The sequence below is a fragment of the Bartonella phoceensis genome (genome assembly GCF_902825145.1).
Lineage (GTDB): Bacteria > Pseudomonadota > Alphaproteobacteria > Rhizobiales > Rhizobiaceae > Bartonella > Bartonella phoceensis.
Genome location: NZ_CADEAD010000001.1, coordinates 234,280 through 250,839, shown reverse-complemented (window position 1 = coordinate 250,839; position 16,560 = coordinate 234,280). Strand labels below are relative to the sequence as shown.

Genomic DNA, 16,560 nt, shown 5'->3' with positions numbered 1-16,560 from the left:
GTATGATACAAAAGAGTACTGTATAGGGTGGTTTTTGCAAAAACATATATATTTATAGAATTGCCGATAGTTGGAGTTGTTCATGTCTGATTTACCTTCAAATCGCCTGCCTAATCGTGCTTCTCGTGTCACAAATCAAGCGCTTTCTGCTATTGAGCGTTTTCTCCATATTGAAGCTCTCAGCGGTATTGTTCTTTTATTAGCTGCTGCTGCGGCACTCATTTTTGCCAATTCTGAATATGCTTCTCTTTATGAATCCTTTTGGCATACACCTTTCGGCTTCAGCTTTGGCCATTTTAACCTATCATGGGACTTACATTTCTGGGTTAATGACGCTCTCATGACTATTTTCTTTCTCGTCGCGGGAATGGAAATCCGGCGTGAAATTCATGAAGGTGCTCTCGCTGATTTTAAACAAGCAATTTTACCAATTGTTGCAGCAGTAGGTGGAGTTTGCCTCCCTGCAATTATTTATCTCGGCTTTAACTTTAATGGAGGACATACACATGGTTGGGCTGTCCCAACAGCAACAGACATTGCCTTTGCGCTGGGTATTCTTGCTCTTCTTGGGAAAAAAATTCCTTCTAACCTTCATATCATTCTCCTCTCCTTAGCAATTATTGATGATATTATCGCCGTTCTTATTATTGCTTTCTTCTATTCAACAAATATCGATCCTAGTGGTCTCGTTATTGCAGCAGTGGGTATTGTTTTGGTGCTCTTTTTTCAATGGATTGGACTCGCATCGGCATGGCTTTACGTTCTGCCTGGCGCAATCATTTGGTGGGGTTTAATGGCAACAGGTGTTCATCCATCACTTGCTGGTGTGATTTTAGGCATGATGACTCCAGTTTTTCCTACCCGCACCCTTGTAGCTCCACTCACCATGTTAAGTAATGCAATGCAAGTTCTTCAAGAAAAAAACGCAAAAACAGACCTACATCATATTTCAACTGCCTTGAAAAAAATGCGCAAAGGACAACGCGATATGATTGCGCCAGTCACGCGTGTTCAAAAAGCATTGCATCCATGGGTCGCATACGGTGTGATGCCAATTTTTGCTTTTGCAAATGCTGGTGTCAGTTTTGCAAATTTTGACCTTTCTTCTTATGAATCACTATTTATTGTGCTTGGTGTTGTTATTGGTCTCTTTGTTGGTAAACCTTTGGGTATTATTACTGCCAGTTATTTAGCAGTAAAATCAGGGCTATGCCGCCTACCTCCCCAAATGACTTGGACAGGTGTTTTGCTTATTGGATTTTTAGCAGGAATTGGCTTTACAATGTCTATCTTTGTTTCAATGCTTGCTTTTAAAGATATCATTTTACTTGATTCTGCAAAAATTGGTGTCCTTTGTGGATCCGGCTTATCTGCTCTTATCGGCCTTGGATATGGTGTTTTTTACATCAAGCGCAATAAAAAAGTGCCTGATAATTCTCGATAAATCAAATAAAATAATACCCTTTATGCTAACCTCTTAAAAGAAAGTTGGCTTGTTGCTGCGCTGTAGTTTAGCATAATCAAAAAAATAAAGAAGGAAAAACATGCTGGCTTATTTTATTTTCCATCAACGAACAAAAGAAAAAGCTCATCTCCTTTGAAATCTATTATTGTACTTTACTGATTAACTTTATGAAAGCGATCTAACCAAAAACAACGTGTGGCTTGTTTGCAATAATATGTCTTCATCTGATAAAATATCAAAATCTTAACTGATTAATGCAATTGGATTTGTGTATCGGGATAACCACCCCAAAAGAAATACAAAACAAATTGCTCATTGACAAGTGTTTGTAGTAAAGTAGATGATAATTTCAAACGTCTCAACACATTCTTACGATCATTGCGCAAACTTTACTTTTTATAATAAAACATATGTCATTTGATTTATCGAGAACTATAAAAATCAGTATGCCAAAGGGAAAAGAAGGTTTGTATACATCTCCCCATTAAGAGTATTCTCTACGAATAATTGCTAAACAAATTTTGAGCTCAGATTTTTATTTCTTCTGCAAAGAATAAATTAATCTACAGGACATCCATAAAGCTTTCAATAATCATTTGAGAAAAGCAAAACCTCAATGGAATATATCCTATCAAACTCCATTTTGCGTAATTTCATGAACAATCTGAAAAATCAAATCTAAAGATTCTATCATTTTGCTGAGCATTCACAAAGATTTCTAATTCGCAGATATATTTGAACATGTAGCATACTTTCTCTCTCCCATTAAATGCTTAGCAAGAAATTGACGATTGGCTACATATATATAAACGCTCCATATTATTGAAAATTTGTTTAGAGCTAAAAAAATGCTTAGCCCTTATCAAGTCCATAAACAGCATGTAATGTTCTGACCGCAAGTTCAGTATAAGCGCTATCAATCAAAATAGAAATCTTAATCTCCGAAGTTGTGATTGCTTGAATATTAATCCCTTTTTCAGCCAAAGCTTTAAATGCTGTAGCAGCAACACCTGCATGACTGCGCATTCCGATACCAATAACAGATACCTTGGCAAGATCGCTTTCAAATTGGATCACATCAAATCCAATCTCTTTCTGATTTTTCTTAAGAAGCGCAACCGCCTTATCTACATCTGCTGACGGTACAGTAAAAGTCATATCGGTTTTTGAACCATCTTCAGAAATATTTTGTACAATCATATCGACATTAATACGCTCCTCGGCTAAGGGACCAAAAATTGCTGCAGAAATCCCCGGGCGATCTGCAAGCCGACGGAGTGAAACTTGCGCTTCATCCTTAGCAAAAGCAATACCTGTAACATTTTGTTGTTCCACAATTTCATCCTCATCGCAAATAAGTGTTCCAGAAGAATTCATTGGATCATCCATGGCTAACACATCGGGATCCTCAAAACTTGAGCGCACAAAGGTACGGACTTTATGAACCATTGCCAATTCAACAGAACGAACCTGTAAAACTTTCGCCCCAAGAGAAGCCATTTCCAACATTTCTTCAAAAGCAACTTTTGGTAAACGACGTGCCTTAGGTTCTATACGTGGATCTGTTGTATAAACGCCATCCACATCTGTATAAATATCACAGCGATCAGCTTGTATAGCTGCCGCTATAGCAACAGCGCTCGTATCTGATCCTCCACGCCCTAAGGTAGAAATCCGATTATCCGGAGCTATCCCTTGAAAACCAGCAATAACTGCTACCTGACCTTCTTTAAAACATTGTATTAAAAAAGATCCATCAATATCTTTGATACGTGCATTACCATGCCCACTATCTGTATGAATAGGAATTTGCCAACCAAGCCATGAACGAGCATTTACTCCCATTGCTTGGAGTGTAAGAGCTAATAAACCTGCTGTTACCTGCTCACCAGAAGCAACAATCACATCATATTCGTAAGCATCTTTATGCATCGGTGAAGCATCATACGTCCATTGAACAAGCTCATCGGTTTTTCCAGCCATCGCAGATACTACAACAGCAACTTCATTCCCGGCTTCTACCTCTCTTTTGACATGCCGTGCAACATTATGAATACGTTCAATATTTGCCACAGATGTCCCACCGAATTTCATGACAATACGTGCCATCAATAACACTCTCACCTTTGCGTTTCTTATCTTAAACGATAATACGGATAAGATCTTACTACCGTATCAACAAATTGTTTTTTCACATACCGAATATCTACAATTTGTGCAAGTTTAGTTATGTTTATATTAATTTCCCTTGACTTTATAATAAAATCCACCTGTCTTGGTCAAAAAAAGTAAAAGGAGAGCGACATGATAAATGAAACGTCTACCACTATTGATCAAAATGAAATTGATCGTTTTTCACGTATTGCTGCGGAATGGTGGGACCCTCAAGGAAAATTTCGCCCACTTCATCAATTCAATCCAGCACGTCTTGCTTATATTAGAGAAAAAATCTGTTTAGAATTCCATCGCGATCCTGTGTCACTTATGCCCTTTGAAAATTTGAGAATTCTTGATATTGGTTGTGGAGGTGGTTTGCTATGCGAACCAATGGCACGTCTTGGTGCTACAGTTGTAGGCGCTGATGCAGCACAAACGAATATTGAAGTCGCGAAAATCCATGCAGCTCAAAATGGCCTTTCCATTGATTACCGTACCACTACCGCAGAAGCACTAGCCAATAAAGGAGAGCAATTTGATGTTATCCTCAATATGGAAGTTGTTGAACATGTCGCTGACGTTAACCTTTTTATAACTGCCACAGCAAAAATGCTTAAACCGCAAGGGTTGATGTTTGTTTCAACACTCAACCGTACGTGGAAAGCATGGGGACTAGCTATTATAGGCGCTGAATATATTTTACGTTGGCTCCCGAAAGGAAGCCATGACTATAAAAAGTTCCTAAAACCTCAGGAATTAAAAAATCTCTTATCAAAAAATGCTCTCACTGTCATTGATCAGACTGGTATTGCTTATAATCTGCTAAACGACAGCTGGAATCGCTCAAAAGATATGGATGTTAACTATCTTCTTCTGGCACAAAATCTTCGGTGAGCATGCTTTACAATTTCTGTACGTCTTGCAACAGAGAATTGAGTTTGCCCTCATCTTCTAAAGCGTATAGATCATCGCAACCACCGACATGATAATCACCTATAAAAATTTGTGGGAATGTATTACGTCCATTCGCTCGCTGCACCATTTCTTGGCGAAGAGACGTTGACGCATCAATATCTGTATATTTTACCTTTTTTTTATCAAGCAAATCACGTGCTTTCGTGCAGTAAGGGCAGTTCGGTCGTGTATAAAGTATTATTTGTTTCATAGTGTTATTCTCCAGTGTTTTCAAAATATTGCCAACTTAAAACTCTTCTCAAGAATTAGGAAATATAGAAGCCTCTTTTAGTACACGAGAAAATGTTAGAACATCAACTTGCCGTGCACCTGCACATTTTAATGTTGCAGCTGCCGCTGTAACGGTTGCACCTGTTGTGAAGACATCGTCAATCAATAGAATAGAACGCCCCTTTAGATATTTTTTAACTTTATGTGGCACCTCAAAGGCATTCTGTACATTCATTTTTCGTTCCCTAGCAGATAAACTCACCTGCGAACGAGTATGTTTACAACGCACAAGCCAACCGGGCTTAAAAATTTTCTTCTGCGCTATGGCAATATAACGGGCAAGCTCTGCAGATTGATTGTAACGTCGCTTCAAAAAACGACGAAAATGCAAAGGAATAGATATGATAACATCACAATCATCAATAATCTCGCGCCCAGCAGATACCATCCAATGAGCCATAAAAGATGCTAATTCTATATGATCACTATATTTCAATCGCGTTACCAAAACTTGCGCCATCCCTTTATGAACAATAGCCGAGCGAACACGTGAAAAAGGAAGACAGCTTTTAAGAGCTTCACCACTGAGAAAACCATCCCCCATATCACAAACAAAAGGAGTTCCCATAACAGGACAATAAGGTTTTGTGATAAACTGAAGGCCTTTCCAACACTCAGAGCAAATAGTACCGCAAGCAGAAACTCTTTGCTTACATCCAGGACAAATTGGTGGATATAAAATTGTCAGCAAACGCTCAATGAATTTACTTAATATACTCCCGCCGTTTAAAGCCATTTTTTGAAAGCATAACATCGTTAATTCAGGCTTTTATAGCTTCCCCATACAAAAAAAATCTTTTGTATTTTTTAACTTTAATTCCTTTAAAAATTCTTACTTCTTATAAATTTGTTTTTCTTTCACATCATAAACTTGACAGAGCTTGCTTAAAAATGAACCTTCTTAAGACATACGCATTACAAATCGAAAGACCTTAATAATATGGCGCATCCTTTAATTTTTGATCACGACCGCATTGAACAATTTCGCAAACGTGCTTTCCAAAAAGCAAAAGAAGGATATGATTTTTTACTGTTTCACATGGCTGAAGATCTTTATAAACGTCTTTGTACTGTTGACCGTTTCTTTGCATTAGCTCTCGATTTACACAGCCATACAGATCTTGCCGCACAAGCTTTATTGAGATCTGGAAAAGTCCATTCCATAGAACGCGTTGAAACTGACATGCTTTATCAAAGCCATGACAAAAAATTCCATTTACGTTATCGAGAATTTCTTGATTTTCCTCAAAATTATTGTGATCTTGTTGTTTCACTTCTTTCACTACAACTGACTAATGATACCCCTGGTGTTCTTAGTCAGATAAAAAATATTCTGAAACCAGATGGCTTATTCTTGGCTGTTATGGCTGGAGCTGGTACACTAAGAGAATTACGCGAATGTCTCCTACAAGCTGAAATTGAAATCTATGACGGAGTAAGTCCTAGAATCTATCCTTTTGCCGACATTCGTGAGGTAGGCGCTCTTTTACAGCGTGTTGGTTTTTCTCTACCTGTCGTAGACATTGAAGATGTCACAATACGCTACAATACAATGTTTGATCTCATAAATGATCTTAAAGCTATGGGAATGCAAAATGCACTTATAAAGCGCTCACGGCGTCCTGTATCCAAGCGTTTTTTTCTCCGTGCAGCTGAAATCTACGCACAACGATTTAGCGATCCTGATGGTCGTATTCGCGCACATTTTTCTTTTATTTGGCTTTCTGGTTGGGCTCCTCACCCAAATCAGCAAAAACCTATACCACCAGGCTCCGCACAGATATCTCTTGCAGATGTTTTAGCAAAACAGCAAAAAAAGCCATAAACTCAACACGCAAGTTATTTCTCAAAAATGCTTTTATCCGTTGTCCCTAACATCTGACTGGTTATAGTTCCAGCCAACATTGAATCACTTACATTTAAAGCTGTACGCCCCATATCAATTAAGGGTTCAATAGACATGAGTACAGCAACCAAAGAAACAGGAAGTCCCATAATTGGCAACACGATCAATGCAGCAAAAATAGCACCACCGCCAACGCCAGCAACACCGATAGAGCTCAATGTTACAACACCAACAAGAGTAGCAATCCAGGTAGGATCAAGAGAATTAATCCCTATAGAGGGTGCAATCATGGTCGCAAGCATCGCTGGATAAAGGCCTGCACAACCATTTTGTCCGATTGTTGCCCCAAAAGAGGCTGCAAAACTCGCAATGGATTGTGGAACACCAATCCATTGTGTTTGAGCCTCGATATTCAAAGGAATGCTTGCAGCACTTGAACGACTACTAAAAGCAAACGTCAAAACCGGCAAAACCTTTTTGAAAAAACGAAACGGATTAATTCCTGATATACCAAGCAACACGCCATGAATCCCAAACATAAGGATAATACCAATATAGGAAGAAATAACAAAAACCAATAAATTTAATATATCTGTCACATGCGAGGTTGCCCCCACCTTCGTCATAAGTGCATAAATACCATAAGGAGTCAAGGCAAGCACAATGCGGACTAATCGCGTAATCCAAGCTTGTGCTACTTGAATAAATAAAAGCGCTTTTTCCCCTTTTTCCGGATCATCCTTCTTTAAAAGAAGAACCGCAGCCCCTAAAAAGGACGCAAAAATAACAACGCTGATAATTGATGTACGTTTAGCTCCACTTAACTCAGAAAATGGGTTTTTAGGAATCAAGGATAAAATCATTTTGGGAATACTCAAATCTCCAAGTTGAGAAATACGATCCTCGAAAATAACAGAAATATTTTGCTCTTCATGTACCAAACCATTCTCCGTTAAACCAAAAACATTAACGACCAAAATACCAACCAACGCTGAAAGAGCAGTTGTAAAGAGCAATACTGAAATTGTCATTATACTCATTTTACCAACAGCATAAATAGAATGCAAATGAGCAACCGCTGAGACAATAGAGATAAAAACCAATGGCATAACAATCATTTGGAGTAATAAAATATAACCATTACCAACAATGTTAAACCATTCGACGGATTTCAACAAAGTGGTTTCACCTTCTCCATAAACAATTTGTAAAACACTGCCAAAAATCAAGCCAAGGATAAGTCCTAGCATAACACGCAACGAGAGGCTCCATTTCATCCCCCTACTTTGAGCAAGCCATAACAAAAAAATAATAAACAGAAATAAATTGATGAAAAAATTAAATGTCATTGTTTATGCTCACTATTATTATGCTTGATATCGAATAATATGCATAATTAAAAATCAATGCATGCTATCCGAACATAAAATATAAAGCTCAAGAGGCTTTTAAAAATTATTATTTTTTAATTTTATAGGTTAGAAGGGAATTTTTATCTAATAGTAACTGCTTAAAGAAGATAAAACATAAATAGCCTCATGGGATCCCCATATTAAAAAAATAATTTAAACATCTCTTCTTATTTGAATAATATTATCATCCTTGCAGGCTACTTAAAGCAATAAATCTTTCTTCAAAAAAATAAATAAACTGCTGGACAATTCCATGCTTTATTTTTTCATGTAATATCAAATCATCATGCCCCAGTGTATTATTGTTATTCTCAGCAACCTACATTATCACTTTATTTAAAATATACAGCATTTTTTTGAATAACACTTTGATTTATAATGATAATTAATAGTTTTATACATTGAATAAGAAGCTTAAATAGCATAAAGTTGCCTCACTTTAAACCCTTTCACGGTGGAACAATAAAAATCATTCTCTTGTACATCACTAGCAGGATTGGCGTGTCGGTAAAAGCTATTGAAGAAAAAAACAAAACACTCCTATGAACGTTCTTAAACGCAAGAGCAGATACACAACTTTAAATAATGTCTTGAGGATACGAGTCTGCCACTTACAGATGATAGTGCCTAATAATTTTTTTATTATCTCTTTCCATGAACTATACCCGAAGATGGCGTTTAAAATAGGATGAGATATCTTTCTAAAGAGAGTTCACGAATGAAGTAGCAACACTTTGTACTTTTTCGAAAGTGCAAAGCAGTTCTCTTTGCTTTCAAACTTAATAGACACATTCTAAAAATATAGGTTCCACAGTACCGCCCCAAATAGAATGATAAAGAGATAAAAATTTATCAGCATCTGTTTGACCCATTGCAATTATCTCTTCTAAAGGAACGAGAAAACGTGTCTCATCCATACCATCTGCATCATATTGTCTACGATTTTTTAACCCCTTACGCGAAATAGCCATAACCTGACGGGCTATTTCTAAAATAATCGTCTGACGAAAAGGTGTTTTTAATCCCCCTTTAGGAACACGTTTGCGCATATTCAAAACTTCCTCAAAACACCAATCTTTTGTCAAAGCTTCTGCTTCATTAAGCGCTTCACTATCATAAAGAAGCCCAACCCAAAAAGCCGACAACGCACAGATACGCTTCCAAGAACCGCAATCAGCACCTCTCATTTCTAAAAATCGCTTTAAACGCACTTCGGGAAATAAAGTTGATAGATGATTAATCCAGTCTCCCATATTGGGCATTGGATTTGCAATCTGTCCTCTTAATGCTCCATTCATAAACTGACGAAAAGTTATATGTGTACAATCATAATAACGACCGTCACGCACCACGAAATACATCGGTACATCAAGAGCCCATTCAACATAATCGGCAAAACCAAAATACTCCGAAAATACAAAGGGAAGAATCCCAGTCCTTTGATTATCAGTGTCACACCAAATTTTAGAGCGCCAAGATAAAAAGCCATTTGGACTCCCTTCTGTAAAAGGTGAACTAGCAAATAATGCTGTCGCAATGGACTGCAACTTCATGGATACTTGCATTTTTCGCCGCATATCAACTTCAGATGAAAAATCAAGATTAACCTGAATAGTCGATGTACGATACATCATATCAAGACCACTATGACCAACTTTTGGCATATAATCGGTCATAATCTGATAACGTGATTTAGGCATCCTTGGAGTTTCAGCTAAAGTCCACTTTGGACTAGCACCCATACCGAGAAAACCGATCCCCAATGGCTTTGAAATTTTTTTAAGAAGAGCTAAATGTTCCATTAGCTCGCAATACGTATGACCAATTGTTTTCAGAGGTGCACCAGATAATTCAAATTGCCCTCCAGGCTCCAAAGAAATGGCACCTTGACCAACAGGTCCTACGAGCCCAATAATATTCCCCTCATCTATAATAGGCTTCCATCCTAAAGCATCCCGCATTTCCTCTAGAACTGCGCGAATCCCTCTTGAACCTTCATAGGGAACGGGATGAAAACCATCTATATAAAACGGAAATTTTTCATGTTCTGTACCGATACGCCAATCATGCTCTTCTTTACACCCCCCTTGGAAATAGCTCACCAAGGAATCTAAGTTATAAATTTCACTCTCATCACTTATATCAAGCGCCATAACCTATTGTATCCTATCACCAGTTTTATCATTTATAATGGGTCGTTTAGAATGATTTTACGAGCTTCTCAATCAATTGACCAATCCACCACGGTAACATTAAGAAGAGCTAAAGCGGCAACAGCTGCAGTGTCAGCACGCAAAATACGAGGTCCCAGAGATATTGGAATCACAAAAGGATGTTTTTTTAAAAAGCTACGCTCTTTTTCACTAAACCCACCTTCTGGTCCAATGAGAACACCAGACGTCGTACTTTTGTACTTTTCTAAAAGGTCTAATGGATTATGCGACTTGTGTGCTTCATCACAAAAGAATAAAGGCCGTGTCTCATCCCAACGCACCAAAAGTTCTGCTAATGAGACAGCAGAAACACATTCAGGCAAAGATAAAATACCACACTGTTCAGCAGCTTCAATAATATTAGCCTCTATACGTACCATATTGATACGCGTAACCTGTGTATGATGCGTTATAACAGGCTGCAAAGTCGATACTCCCATTTCAACAGCTTTCTGCACCATATAATCTAAACGCGCATTTTTGAGTGGAGCAAAGCAGTAAATAAGATTTGAACCCGTCGTTTGCAATTTTTCTTGGTGAATAAGCTGGGCTACAGCAAATTTTTTCTTAATGGTAGTGAGTTTAGCAAGCCATTCACCATCCTGTCCATTAAAAAGTAAAACTTCGGCTCCTTCTTGCATCCGCAAAACATGGATAAGATAAGAAGCTTGTGCCCCCTCTATCTTTATTTCTCCGTTCAAAGCAAGTGGCTGTCGGATAAATAATCTTTTAAGTTTATAATTTATGCGCATAAAAACCGTGCTAAAGCTAAATATAATCATCAGGAAAATGAAGAAAAATATATAACAAAAAGAAAAAATTATATCTATAGAACTATAATATATAAAGGGCTATAGAGTTTTTTTAGCTTTATGAGATAATGGTGGAACAAATAGAGCACTCAGTGATTCTACTTATCGACAATTTTATAAAAACACACTATTCACCATTGCATTCAATCATTGGCCGCATGATGGGAGAGAGAGATGTCTGCTAAAAAAGCCACAATTATCGCTATTACCTCCTTCTTAGTTTTTATCCTGATTACTGTAGGAATTGGATCTGTTGGGGCAGATGGGAAGCACACAATCTCCACAGATGGCTATGGTATTTCTTCTGAAATTCAATAAACATCGGCAAGTTTACCCCTAAAATTTTGTAACGACGCAATATCTTTGAGAGATTTTCTAGAATCGTTATTGATGTTAATAATAAAGGCCGGTGATCAATCTGCATCAATGTCTTTTGTAACCCAAAAACTACCGTGATCTTGCTCTTTAGAGCTGAGAGAAAAAGTAAAAGGCCACGCGAGACTGTTAGCAAGACATTCGACATCTCTACAGAGAGTTTCTGAACTATGACTTTTTCGCAATTGTGCATGCAATGTAAAATCATTTTGTCGATCTTGCATGATAGAAGATGAAATTATTCCCCAAATGGATAAATTCCAGTCTGCCGTACGCATCAATGAATCTGTTACCTTTATCGTACCATCCGACAAGCTTGCTTGAATATTCCAAAAATTAAAAGCTGTTGAAAGGGTTTTATGACCTCTTAAAAGAAATTGTTCATTTTTTGAAAGCCTTGTTTGTAAATCATGCAAATCATACCCTAATAGGCGACCAGAGGACATATCTAGTGCTAATTCACCCTGCATTTTTGAAAAAATTTCTGACCAAGAACTGGCAAAGGTTCGTACTGTCATAGTAAAATTCGCTTCGCTCTGTGCAAATGGGGTAATTCCTAGAGCCGCTAAGGCATCCTGTATATTAATGGCATTCCCTGAAGTACGTCCTTCAAGTCGAATTTTCTGACCAGATTGTGTAACTTCAATATTGCTTTGAAGTGATCCACCAAAAACATTCGCATGTCCAAGATCAAAAATGCCATGTCTATTTCTCATTTGTACCGTAGCAGCTAGATTCGTGAGTGCAACACTTCCTATTTTTGCTTGTGGTGCAGAAAGCCGTATATCCACTCCAATACGGTCAAAAATTGTCATATCAAAGAGTGGATTATCTTCTTTAACAGAAGAAAATACTGATCCCAAAAGGTTAAAATCTAGATGATCAAATGCTAAAGATCCCATTATAATCGGTACATAGTCTTGAAAATCAAGTTCTAAAGCTCCACGCGCATTTGCTGTATCGATCGTAAATGTAATACTATTCATTTGAATATGCATTGGCTGTGCTAAAAAACGAGACTCCCATACAATAGGTGCTTTCAACCTATAACCCCAAAATTGATTGCCTCCAATCCAAGCTAATGTCTGATTCCAACCCGGAGAACGCATCGATACTTTCCCGTCAAAGCTATAATATTCAGATAATCGTGCCTGCCCTATAAAGGTTATACCACCACGTACAGAATTGAGGCTTGCCTTAACCTGGCTTTTTCCTCCTGCTAAAAGCAGCAATGCTTGATCGGCATCAATTGATAATTTTGTTAACTCTCCACGCCAACGGGCATCTGCACGAAATCGTGCTTCTTGAGTCGATTCGGGCCAATCTAAAGTGGCGTTTAATCCCGTTATTTTTTCTGCTACACTGGAAATACTATCATGATACACGAGCACACCATTCTCAATAGCAATCCGACCAAAAGGCTGATTCAAAAGACGCTTTATATCTGGATGATCAGGATTATGCTTCAACATTTCACGAACATTGCGTATCGCTAATCCTAACGCACCCTGTGAGCGTGAAAATCTATCAAAAAAATCCGCTACTGTTTTAACAGGCTTTTCCATAACAAATTGGGGACGAACAATTCGTGTCTCTGAAAAAGCAATCTTCCCCCAAAGAAGATCCATTAAAGAAAGATCAACTTCTATTGATTCAGCTTCCATCAACGGCATAATACTATTCATTTTTGATGTTAAAGTAACACCGAAAAGATATGCTTTAGGATAAGGAAAAAGATTCAACCGCGGTGGATCACGTAATTGCACATTATAGCCTGTCCAAGCACTCAAATCCTGTGCTAAACGGATACGAATCATATCTGTAGATACAAGATAAGGTAAAATAAGAAGACCAACCCCAAACAAAAAAATAATTGTAATAAAAATTCCGCTCAAAAATTTTATTATTCTGACGCACACAATTTTCCTCTATACTTTCAACCCTACAATAGATTAAAAAAATCCAAATGATCGTAAAAAAACTTCTTATAATCCTAAAACTCGCTATATTTCATTTAATAACTTCATTATTCTTGTTCTTGTTCAAAATTTATTTACACAGCAATGTTGCTGCTTCATTACAAAGCAATTACCTTAAGAGTTTTCAAAATTATAAAATATATAAATGCTATCGAACCATTCTTACCGCTCTTACATGAATATTGCTATAAAACTCTATTGTGTTGTCAGCAAATGTTTTACAAAAAAATAAACAAGCCCCACCGAAAGGATCTCTCTTATGAATCATATTATTGACGGAAAAAAACTCGCTGAAGAGATTATTGTAAAAGTTAAGGCTGAAACAACAAAACTCCGTAATCACTATAATATACAACCTGGTATTGCTGTTATCATTGTCGGAGATGATCCCGCAAGTCAAGTATATGTAACATCAAAGAGTAAAAAGGCCGAAGAGTGTGGTTTTTTTTCAATCAAACATATGGTTTCGAAAGAGACACGAGAACAAGAACTCATTCAACGCATTGCAATATTAAATTCTGACCCTAAAATCCATGGCATTCTCGTGCAACTTCCCTTGCCCCCCCATATTAATACAAACCGTATCACACAAGCTATTGCTTTCCAAAAAGATGTTGATGGCTTTCACTATATTAACATAGGAAAACTCGCAGCCAATGATCTTGAAGACGCTATTATTCCCTGTACACCGGCAGGTGCCATGATGATGATTGAACAACAATGTGGACGAGATTTATCTGGTCTTGATGCTGTTGTCGTTGGACGCTCTAATATTGTTGGCAAACCTATGGCCGCTCTCTTAACAGCAGCCAATGCTACCGTAACAATCGCTCATAGTCGTACCCGTGACCTTGATGATGTGTGCCGTAGTGCCGATATTTTAGTAGCAGCTGTAGGCCGCCCACAAATGATTAAAAAAGACTGGGTTAAAAAGGGGGCCACTGTTATTGATGTTGGCATTAATCGCATTACTGCTCCAGAAAAAGGTGTAGGAAAAACACGTCTTGTTGGTGATGTCGACTTTGAAGAAATAAAATCAAAAGCTGGCGCAATCACTCCTGTTCCAGGAGGCGTTGGACCTATGACAATTGCTATGCTTATGGTCAATACACTTAAAGCAGCTGCTCGGGCACACAATCTACTCGTGCCAAAATTCTAAAAAGTTTTACGCGTATTCATTGCATGTAGATCGCTTTAGTCTTTTTCACATTTTACGTATGTTGTAAAAACAGATTGCTCCCTAATCTGCACGGTTAACGGATTGGAAAAAAATGTGAAAAAGTTCATGCCCAACGCTGTATTCATTTTTTGAAAAATCAGGGGAAGCACAATTATTCGTGCATTAAATTTTGATAAATCTTCTAAAAGTTCTATTTTACTTACATACGCATCAAGACAAACGATATCGCCATTTTACCGACGCGCAATGGGACCGTTATCTAAAGCTTCTGGTGTTACGTGGATTGCTGTAGGAATTTTTCCTGATGTACCTGACATACGACCGTCCGTTATTAACGCTACCTTTTGACCTTGATCTTGTAAAAGACCTAAAATTGTCGTTAATATTTATGAAACTCTGGCATACCATTTGCTTTTGGACTTTGATAACGTATGACAGCACTAGAATCTTTGCCGTTCAATCTCCCAGATTGAAAAGCTTTTTGTAGTTCCTCTTGATCATTAAAGACAAAAACTGGCGCTTCAATCTGCCAATGTTCAAGTTTAACAGATGAAACTTCCATAATAGCTGTCCCCAGACCTCCCGATAAAACGCGAATACCACCACCAGATTGAAACGGTTTTTGCCACCCTGCCAATATCTTATGATACCACTTTCATTAAGAGCAGGCTCACGTACTATATTACCGTCAGCGCAAAGCTTTACTTCAATTGCATAAGCGTTAAGATCTGTACCGAAAACTGTACAGACATCATTCATGTATTAGACCCGCTTCAATGAGCTCGCGAATGACAAACCCCATACCATCAGCTGGCATGAAACTCATTTATATCCGCCAAACCATTAGGATAAATTCGTGCCAAAAAGAGGTACAACTGATGAAATTTCTGCAATGTCATGTCAACTGTATACCGCAAGCTGCAACCATAGCAATCAAATGAATCGTATAATTGGTAGCTCCTCCCGTTGCATTTAATCCTACAGGAGCATTCACGAAAGAGCACTCATCAACTATCATATCAAGTGGGCTATAATCATCGCTAAGAGCTACCATTTCAAGTACGCGCTTAGTGGCTTCCTGCGTTAAAGCATCACGCCAACGTATTAGCATTGATAAAAGCGCTTCCCGGTATATGTAGTCCCATCGTCTCCAATATCACCTGATTTACATTAGTGGTTCCGTAAAATGTACATGTCCCAGGCCCATGATAAGAACGAGCTTCTGAGTCCAACAATGTTTGCCGGTCTATCTTATTTTCCGCATAAAGTTGGCGCATCTTTGTTTTTTTATCATTGCTTTAACCACTTGTTATGGGACCAGCCGGAATAAAAATTCCTGGTAAGTAATCAAATGTTAATGCTCCAATCACTAAACCAGGTACGATCTTATCACATACCCCAAGATATAGTGCAGCATCAAATATATCATGTAATAAGCCTATAGCTGTTACCATTGCAATCACATCAGGTGAAAAAAGAGAAAGCTCCATCCCAGCATTCCCTTGTGTTACACCATCACACATTGCAGGAACACCACCTACTACTTGTAGCTACATCATCAAATACACGAGCAGCCTCTTTAATCAAGTAAGGAAAAGACTCAAAAGGTTGATGAATGGAAAGCACATCATTATACGTCGTAACAATACCAATATTCCCAACAATATTACGCTTCAAATGCTCTTTGCCTCTTTGGCCACAAGCCGCAAAACCGTGCACCTGATTAGTACATCCCAAAAAACTCCGCTTGAGACGATTTGCTCGTGCCTTAGCAATACGGTCTAAATAAATTTCTCGCGTTGGAAGAGAACGTTCATAAATCCTTCGTGTCACCGTAGCAATTGTCTTGGAAAGTGCTATGTTATTTTCTCCCTTT

12 protein-coding genes and 1 pseudogene are annotated in these 16,560 nt (G+C 38.0%); 5 read left to right on the top strand and 8 right to left on the bottom strand.

The annotated features are described in order from the left end of the window. Positions 1-82: 82 nt before the first annotated feature. Positions 83-1,444, top strand: a complete 1,362-nt coding sequence (gene nhaA, locus J7R07_RS01195) for a Na+/H+ antiporter NhaA (RefSeq protein WP_208435110.1) — start codon at positions 83-85, stop codon at positions 1,442-1,444. An 873-nt stretch (positions 1,445-2,317) separates the two neighbouring features. Here nhaA and J7R07_RS01190 read toward each other — a convergent pair. Continuing rightward, entirely contained in the window at positions 2,318-3,574 is a 1,257-nt protein-coding gene (locus J7R07_RS01190) for an aspartate kinase (RefSeq protein WP_208435109.1), read from the bottom strand. Positions 3,575-3,769: 195 nt separating this feature from the next. Here J7R07_RS01190 and ubiG point away from each other — a divergent pair, with 195 nt between their 5' ends. Further along, positions 3,770-4,516, top strand: a complete 747-nt coding sequence (ubiG, locus tag J7R07_RS01185) for a bifunctional 2-polyprenyl-6-hydroxyphenol methylase/3-demethylubiquinol 3-O-methyltransferase UbiG (protein WP_208435108.1) — start codon at positions 3,770-3,772, stop codon at positions 4,514-4,516. A 7-nt stretch (positions 4,517-4,523) separates the two neighbouring features. Here the strand turns inward: ubiG and grxC are convergent, their stop codons facing one another. Together grxC and J7R07_RS01175 are read right to left on the bottom strand one after the other, a co-directional pair. Further along, positions 4,524-4,787 carry a glutaredoxin 3 gene (grxC, locus tag J7R07_RS01180; RefSeq protein ID WP_208435107.1) on the bottom strand — a complete coding sequence of 88 codons (264 nt, stop codon included), beginning with the start codon at positions 4,785-4,787 and terminating at the stop codon, positions 4,524-4,526. Between the two features lie 48 nt (positions 4,788-4,835). Beyond that, positions 4,836-5,621, bottom strand: coding sequence for a ComF family protein (locus J7R07_RS01175; protein ID WP_208435106.1), 786 nt, complete (start codon positions 5,619-5,621; stop codon positions 4,836-4,838). Between the two features lie 186 nt (positions 5,622-5,807). Here J7R07_RS01175 and J7R07_RS01170 point away from each other — a divergent pair, with 186 nt between their 5' ends. Next, positions 5,808-6,692 carry a methyltransferase domain-containing protein gene (locus tag J7R07_RS01170; RefSeq protein ID WP_208435105.1) on the top strand — a complete coding sequence of 295 codons (885 nt, stop codon included), beginning with the start codon at positions 5,808-5,810 and terminating at the stop codon, positions 6,690-6,692. A 14-nt stretch (positions 6,693-6,706) separates the two neighbouring features. Here J7R07_RS01170 and J7R07_RS01165 read toward each other — a convergent pair whose 3' ends face one another. From J7R07_RS01165 to J7R07_RS01155, 3 genes are all read right to left on the bottom strand, one after another. Then, positions 6,707-8,062, bottom strand: a complete 1,356-nt coding sequence (locus J7R07_RS01165) for an L-cystine transporter (RefSeq protein ID WP_208435104.1) — start codon at positions 8,060-8,062, stop codon at positions 6,707-6,709. 842 nt (positions 8,063-8,904) lie between these two features. After that, positions 8,905-10,278: a glutamate--cysteine ligase gene (locus J7R07_RS01160; protein WP_208435103.1), complete on the bottom strand. Its 1,374-nt coding sequence runs from the start codon at positions 10,276-10,278 to the stop codon at positions 8,905-8,907. Positions 10,279-10,346: 68 nt separating this feature from the next. Continuing rightward, the gene (locus tag J7R07_RS01155; RefSeq protein WP_208435102.1) at positions 10,347-11,090 is read right to left on the bottom strand and encodes a 16S rRNA (uracil(1498)-N(3))-methyltransferase; all 744 of its coding nucleotides are present in this window, start codon (positions 11,088-11,090) and stop codon (positions 10,347-10,349) included. Between the two features lie 234 nt (positions 11,091-11,324). Between J7R07_RS01155 and J7R07_RS01150 the strand changes: the two genes are divergently transcribed. Continuing rightward, positions 11,325-11,468: a hypothetical protein gene (locus J7R07_RS01150; RefSeq protein WP_208435101.1), complete on the top strand. Its 144-nt coding sequence runs from the start codon at positions 11,325-11,327 to the stop codon at positions 11,466-11,468. 95 nt (positions 11,469-11,563) lie between these two features. Here J7R07_RS01150 and J7R07_RS01145 read toward each other — a convergent pair whose 3' ends face one another. After that, positions 11,564-13,444: an AsmA family protein gene (locus tag J7R07_RS01145; protein WP_208435100.1), complete on the bottom strand. Its 1,881-nt coding sequence runs from the start codon at positions 13,442-13,444 to the stop codon at positions 11,564-11,566. Between the two features lie 319 nt (positions 13,445-13,763). Here J7R07_RS01145 and folD point away from each other — a divergent pair, with 319 nt between their 5' ends. Further along, on the top strand, positions 13,764-14,663 hold the full coding sequence (folD, locus tag J7R07_RS01140; RefSeq protein WP_208435099.1) for a bifunctional methylenetetrahydrofolate dehydrogenase/methenyltetrahydrofolate cyclohydrolase FolD: 900 nt from the start codon (positions 13,764-13,766) through the stop codon (positions 14,661-14,663). Between the two features lie 81 nt (positions 14,664-14,744). Here the strand turns inward: folD and edd are convergent. Then, positions 14,745-16,544: pseudogene (gene edd, locus J7R07_RS01135) on the bottom strand (phosphogluconate dehydratase). Between the last annotated feature and the right edge of the window lie 16 nt (positions 16,545-16,560).

What these genes read in the sequence shown, in the direction of transcription:
- folD (WP_208435099.1), top strand. Translation starts at nt 13,764, where the DNA reads ATGAATCATATTATTGACGGAAAAAAACTCGCTGAAGAGATTATTGTA.
- nhaA (WP_208435110.1), top strand. Translation starts at nt 83, where the DNA reads ATGTCTGATTTACCTTCAAATCGCCTGCCTAATCGTGCTTCTCGTGTC.
- J7R07_RS01155 (WP_208435102.1), bottom strand. Translation starts at nt 11,090, where the DNA reads ATGCGCATAAATTATAAACTTAAAAGATTATTTATCCGACAGCCACTT.
- J7R07_RS01150 (WP_208435101.1), top strand. Translation starts at nt 11,325, where the DNA reads ATGTCTGCTAAAAAAGCCACAATTATCGCTATTACCTCCTTCTTAGTT.
- J7R07_RS01175 (WP_208435106.1), bottom strand. Translation starts at nt 5,621, where the DNA reads ATGTTATGCTTTCAAAAAATGGCTTTAAACGGCGGGAGTATATTAAGT.
- grxC (WP_208435107.1), bottom strand. Translation starts at nt 4,787, where the DNA reads ATGAAACAAATAATACTTTATACACGACCGAACTGCCCTTACTGCACG.
- J7R07_RS01170 (WP_208435105.1), top strand. Translation starts at nt 5,808, where the DNA reads ATGGCGCATCCTTTAATTTTTGATCACGACCGCATTGAACAATTTCGC.
- J7R07_RS01190 (WP_208435109.1), bottom strand. Translation starts at nt 3,574, where the DNA reads ATGGCACGTATTGTCATGAAATTCGGTGGGACATCTGTGGCAAATATT.
- J7R07_RS01165 (WP_208435104.1), bottom strand. Translation starts at nt 8,062, where the DNA reads ATGACATTTAATTTTTTCATCAATTTATTTCTGTTTATTATTTTTTTG.
- ubiG (WP_208435108.1), top strand. Translation starts at nt 3,770, where the DNA reads ATGATAAATGAAACGTCTACCACTATTGATCAAAATGAAATTGATCGT.
- J7R07_RS01160 (WP_208435103.1), bottom strand. Translation starts at nt 10,278, where the DNA reads ATGGCGCTTGATATAAGTGATGAGAGTGAAATTTATAACTTAGATTCC.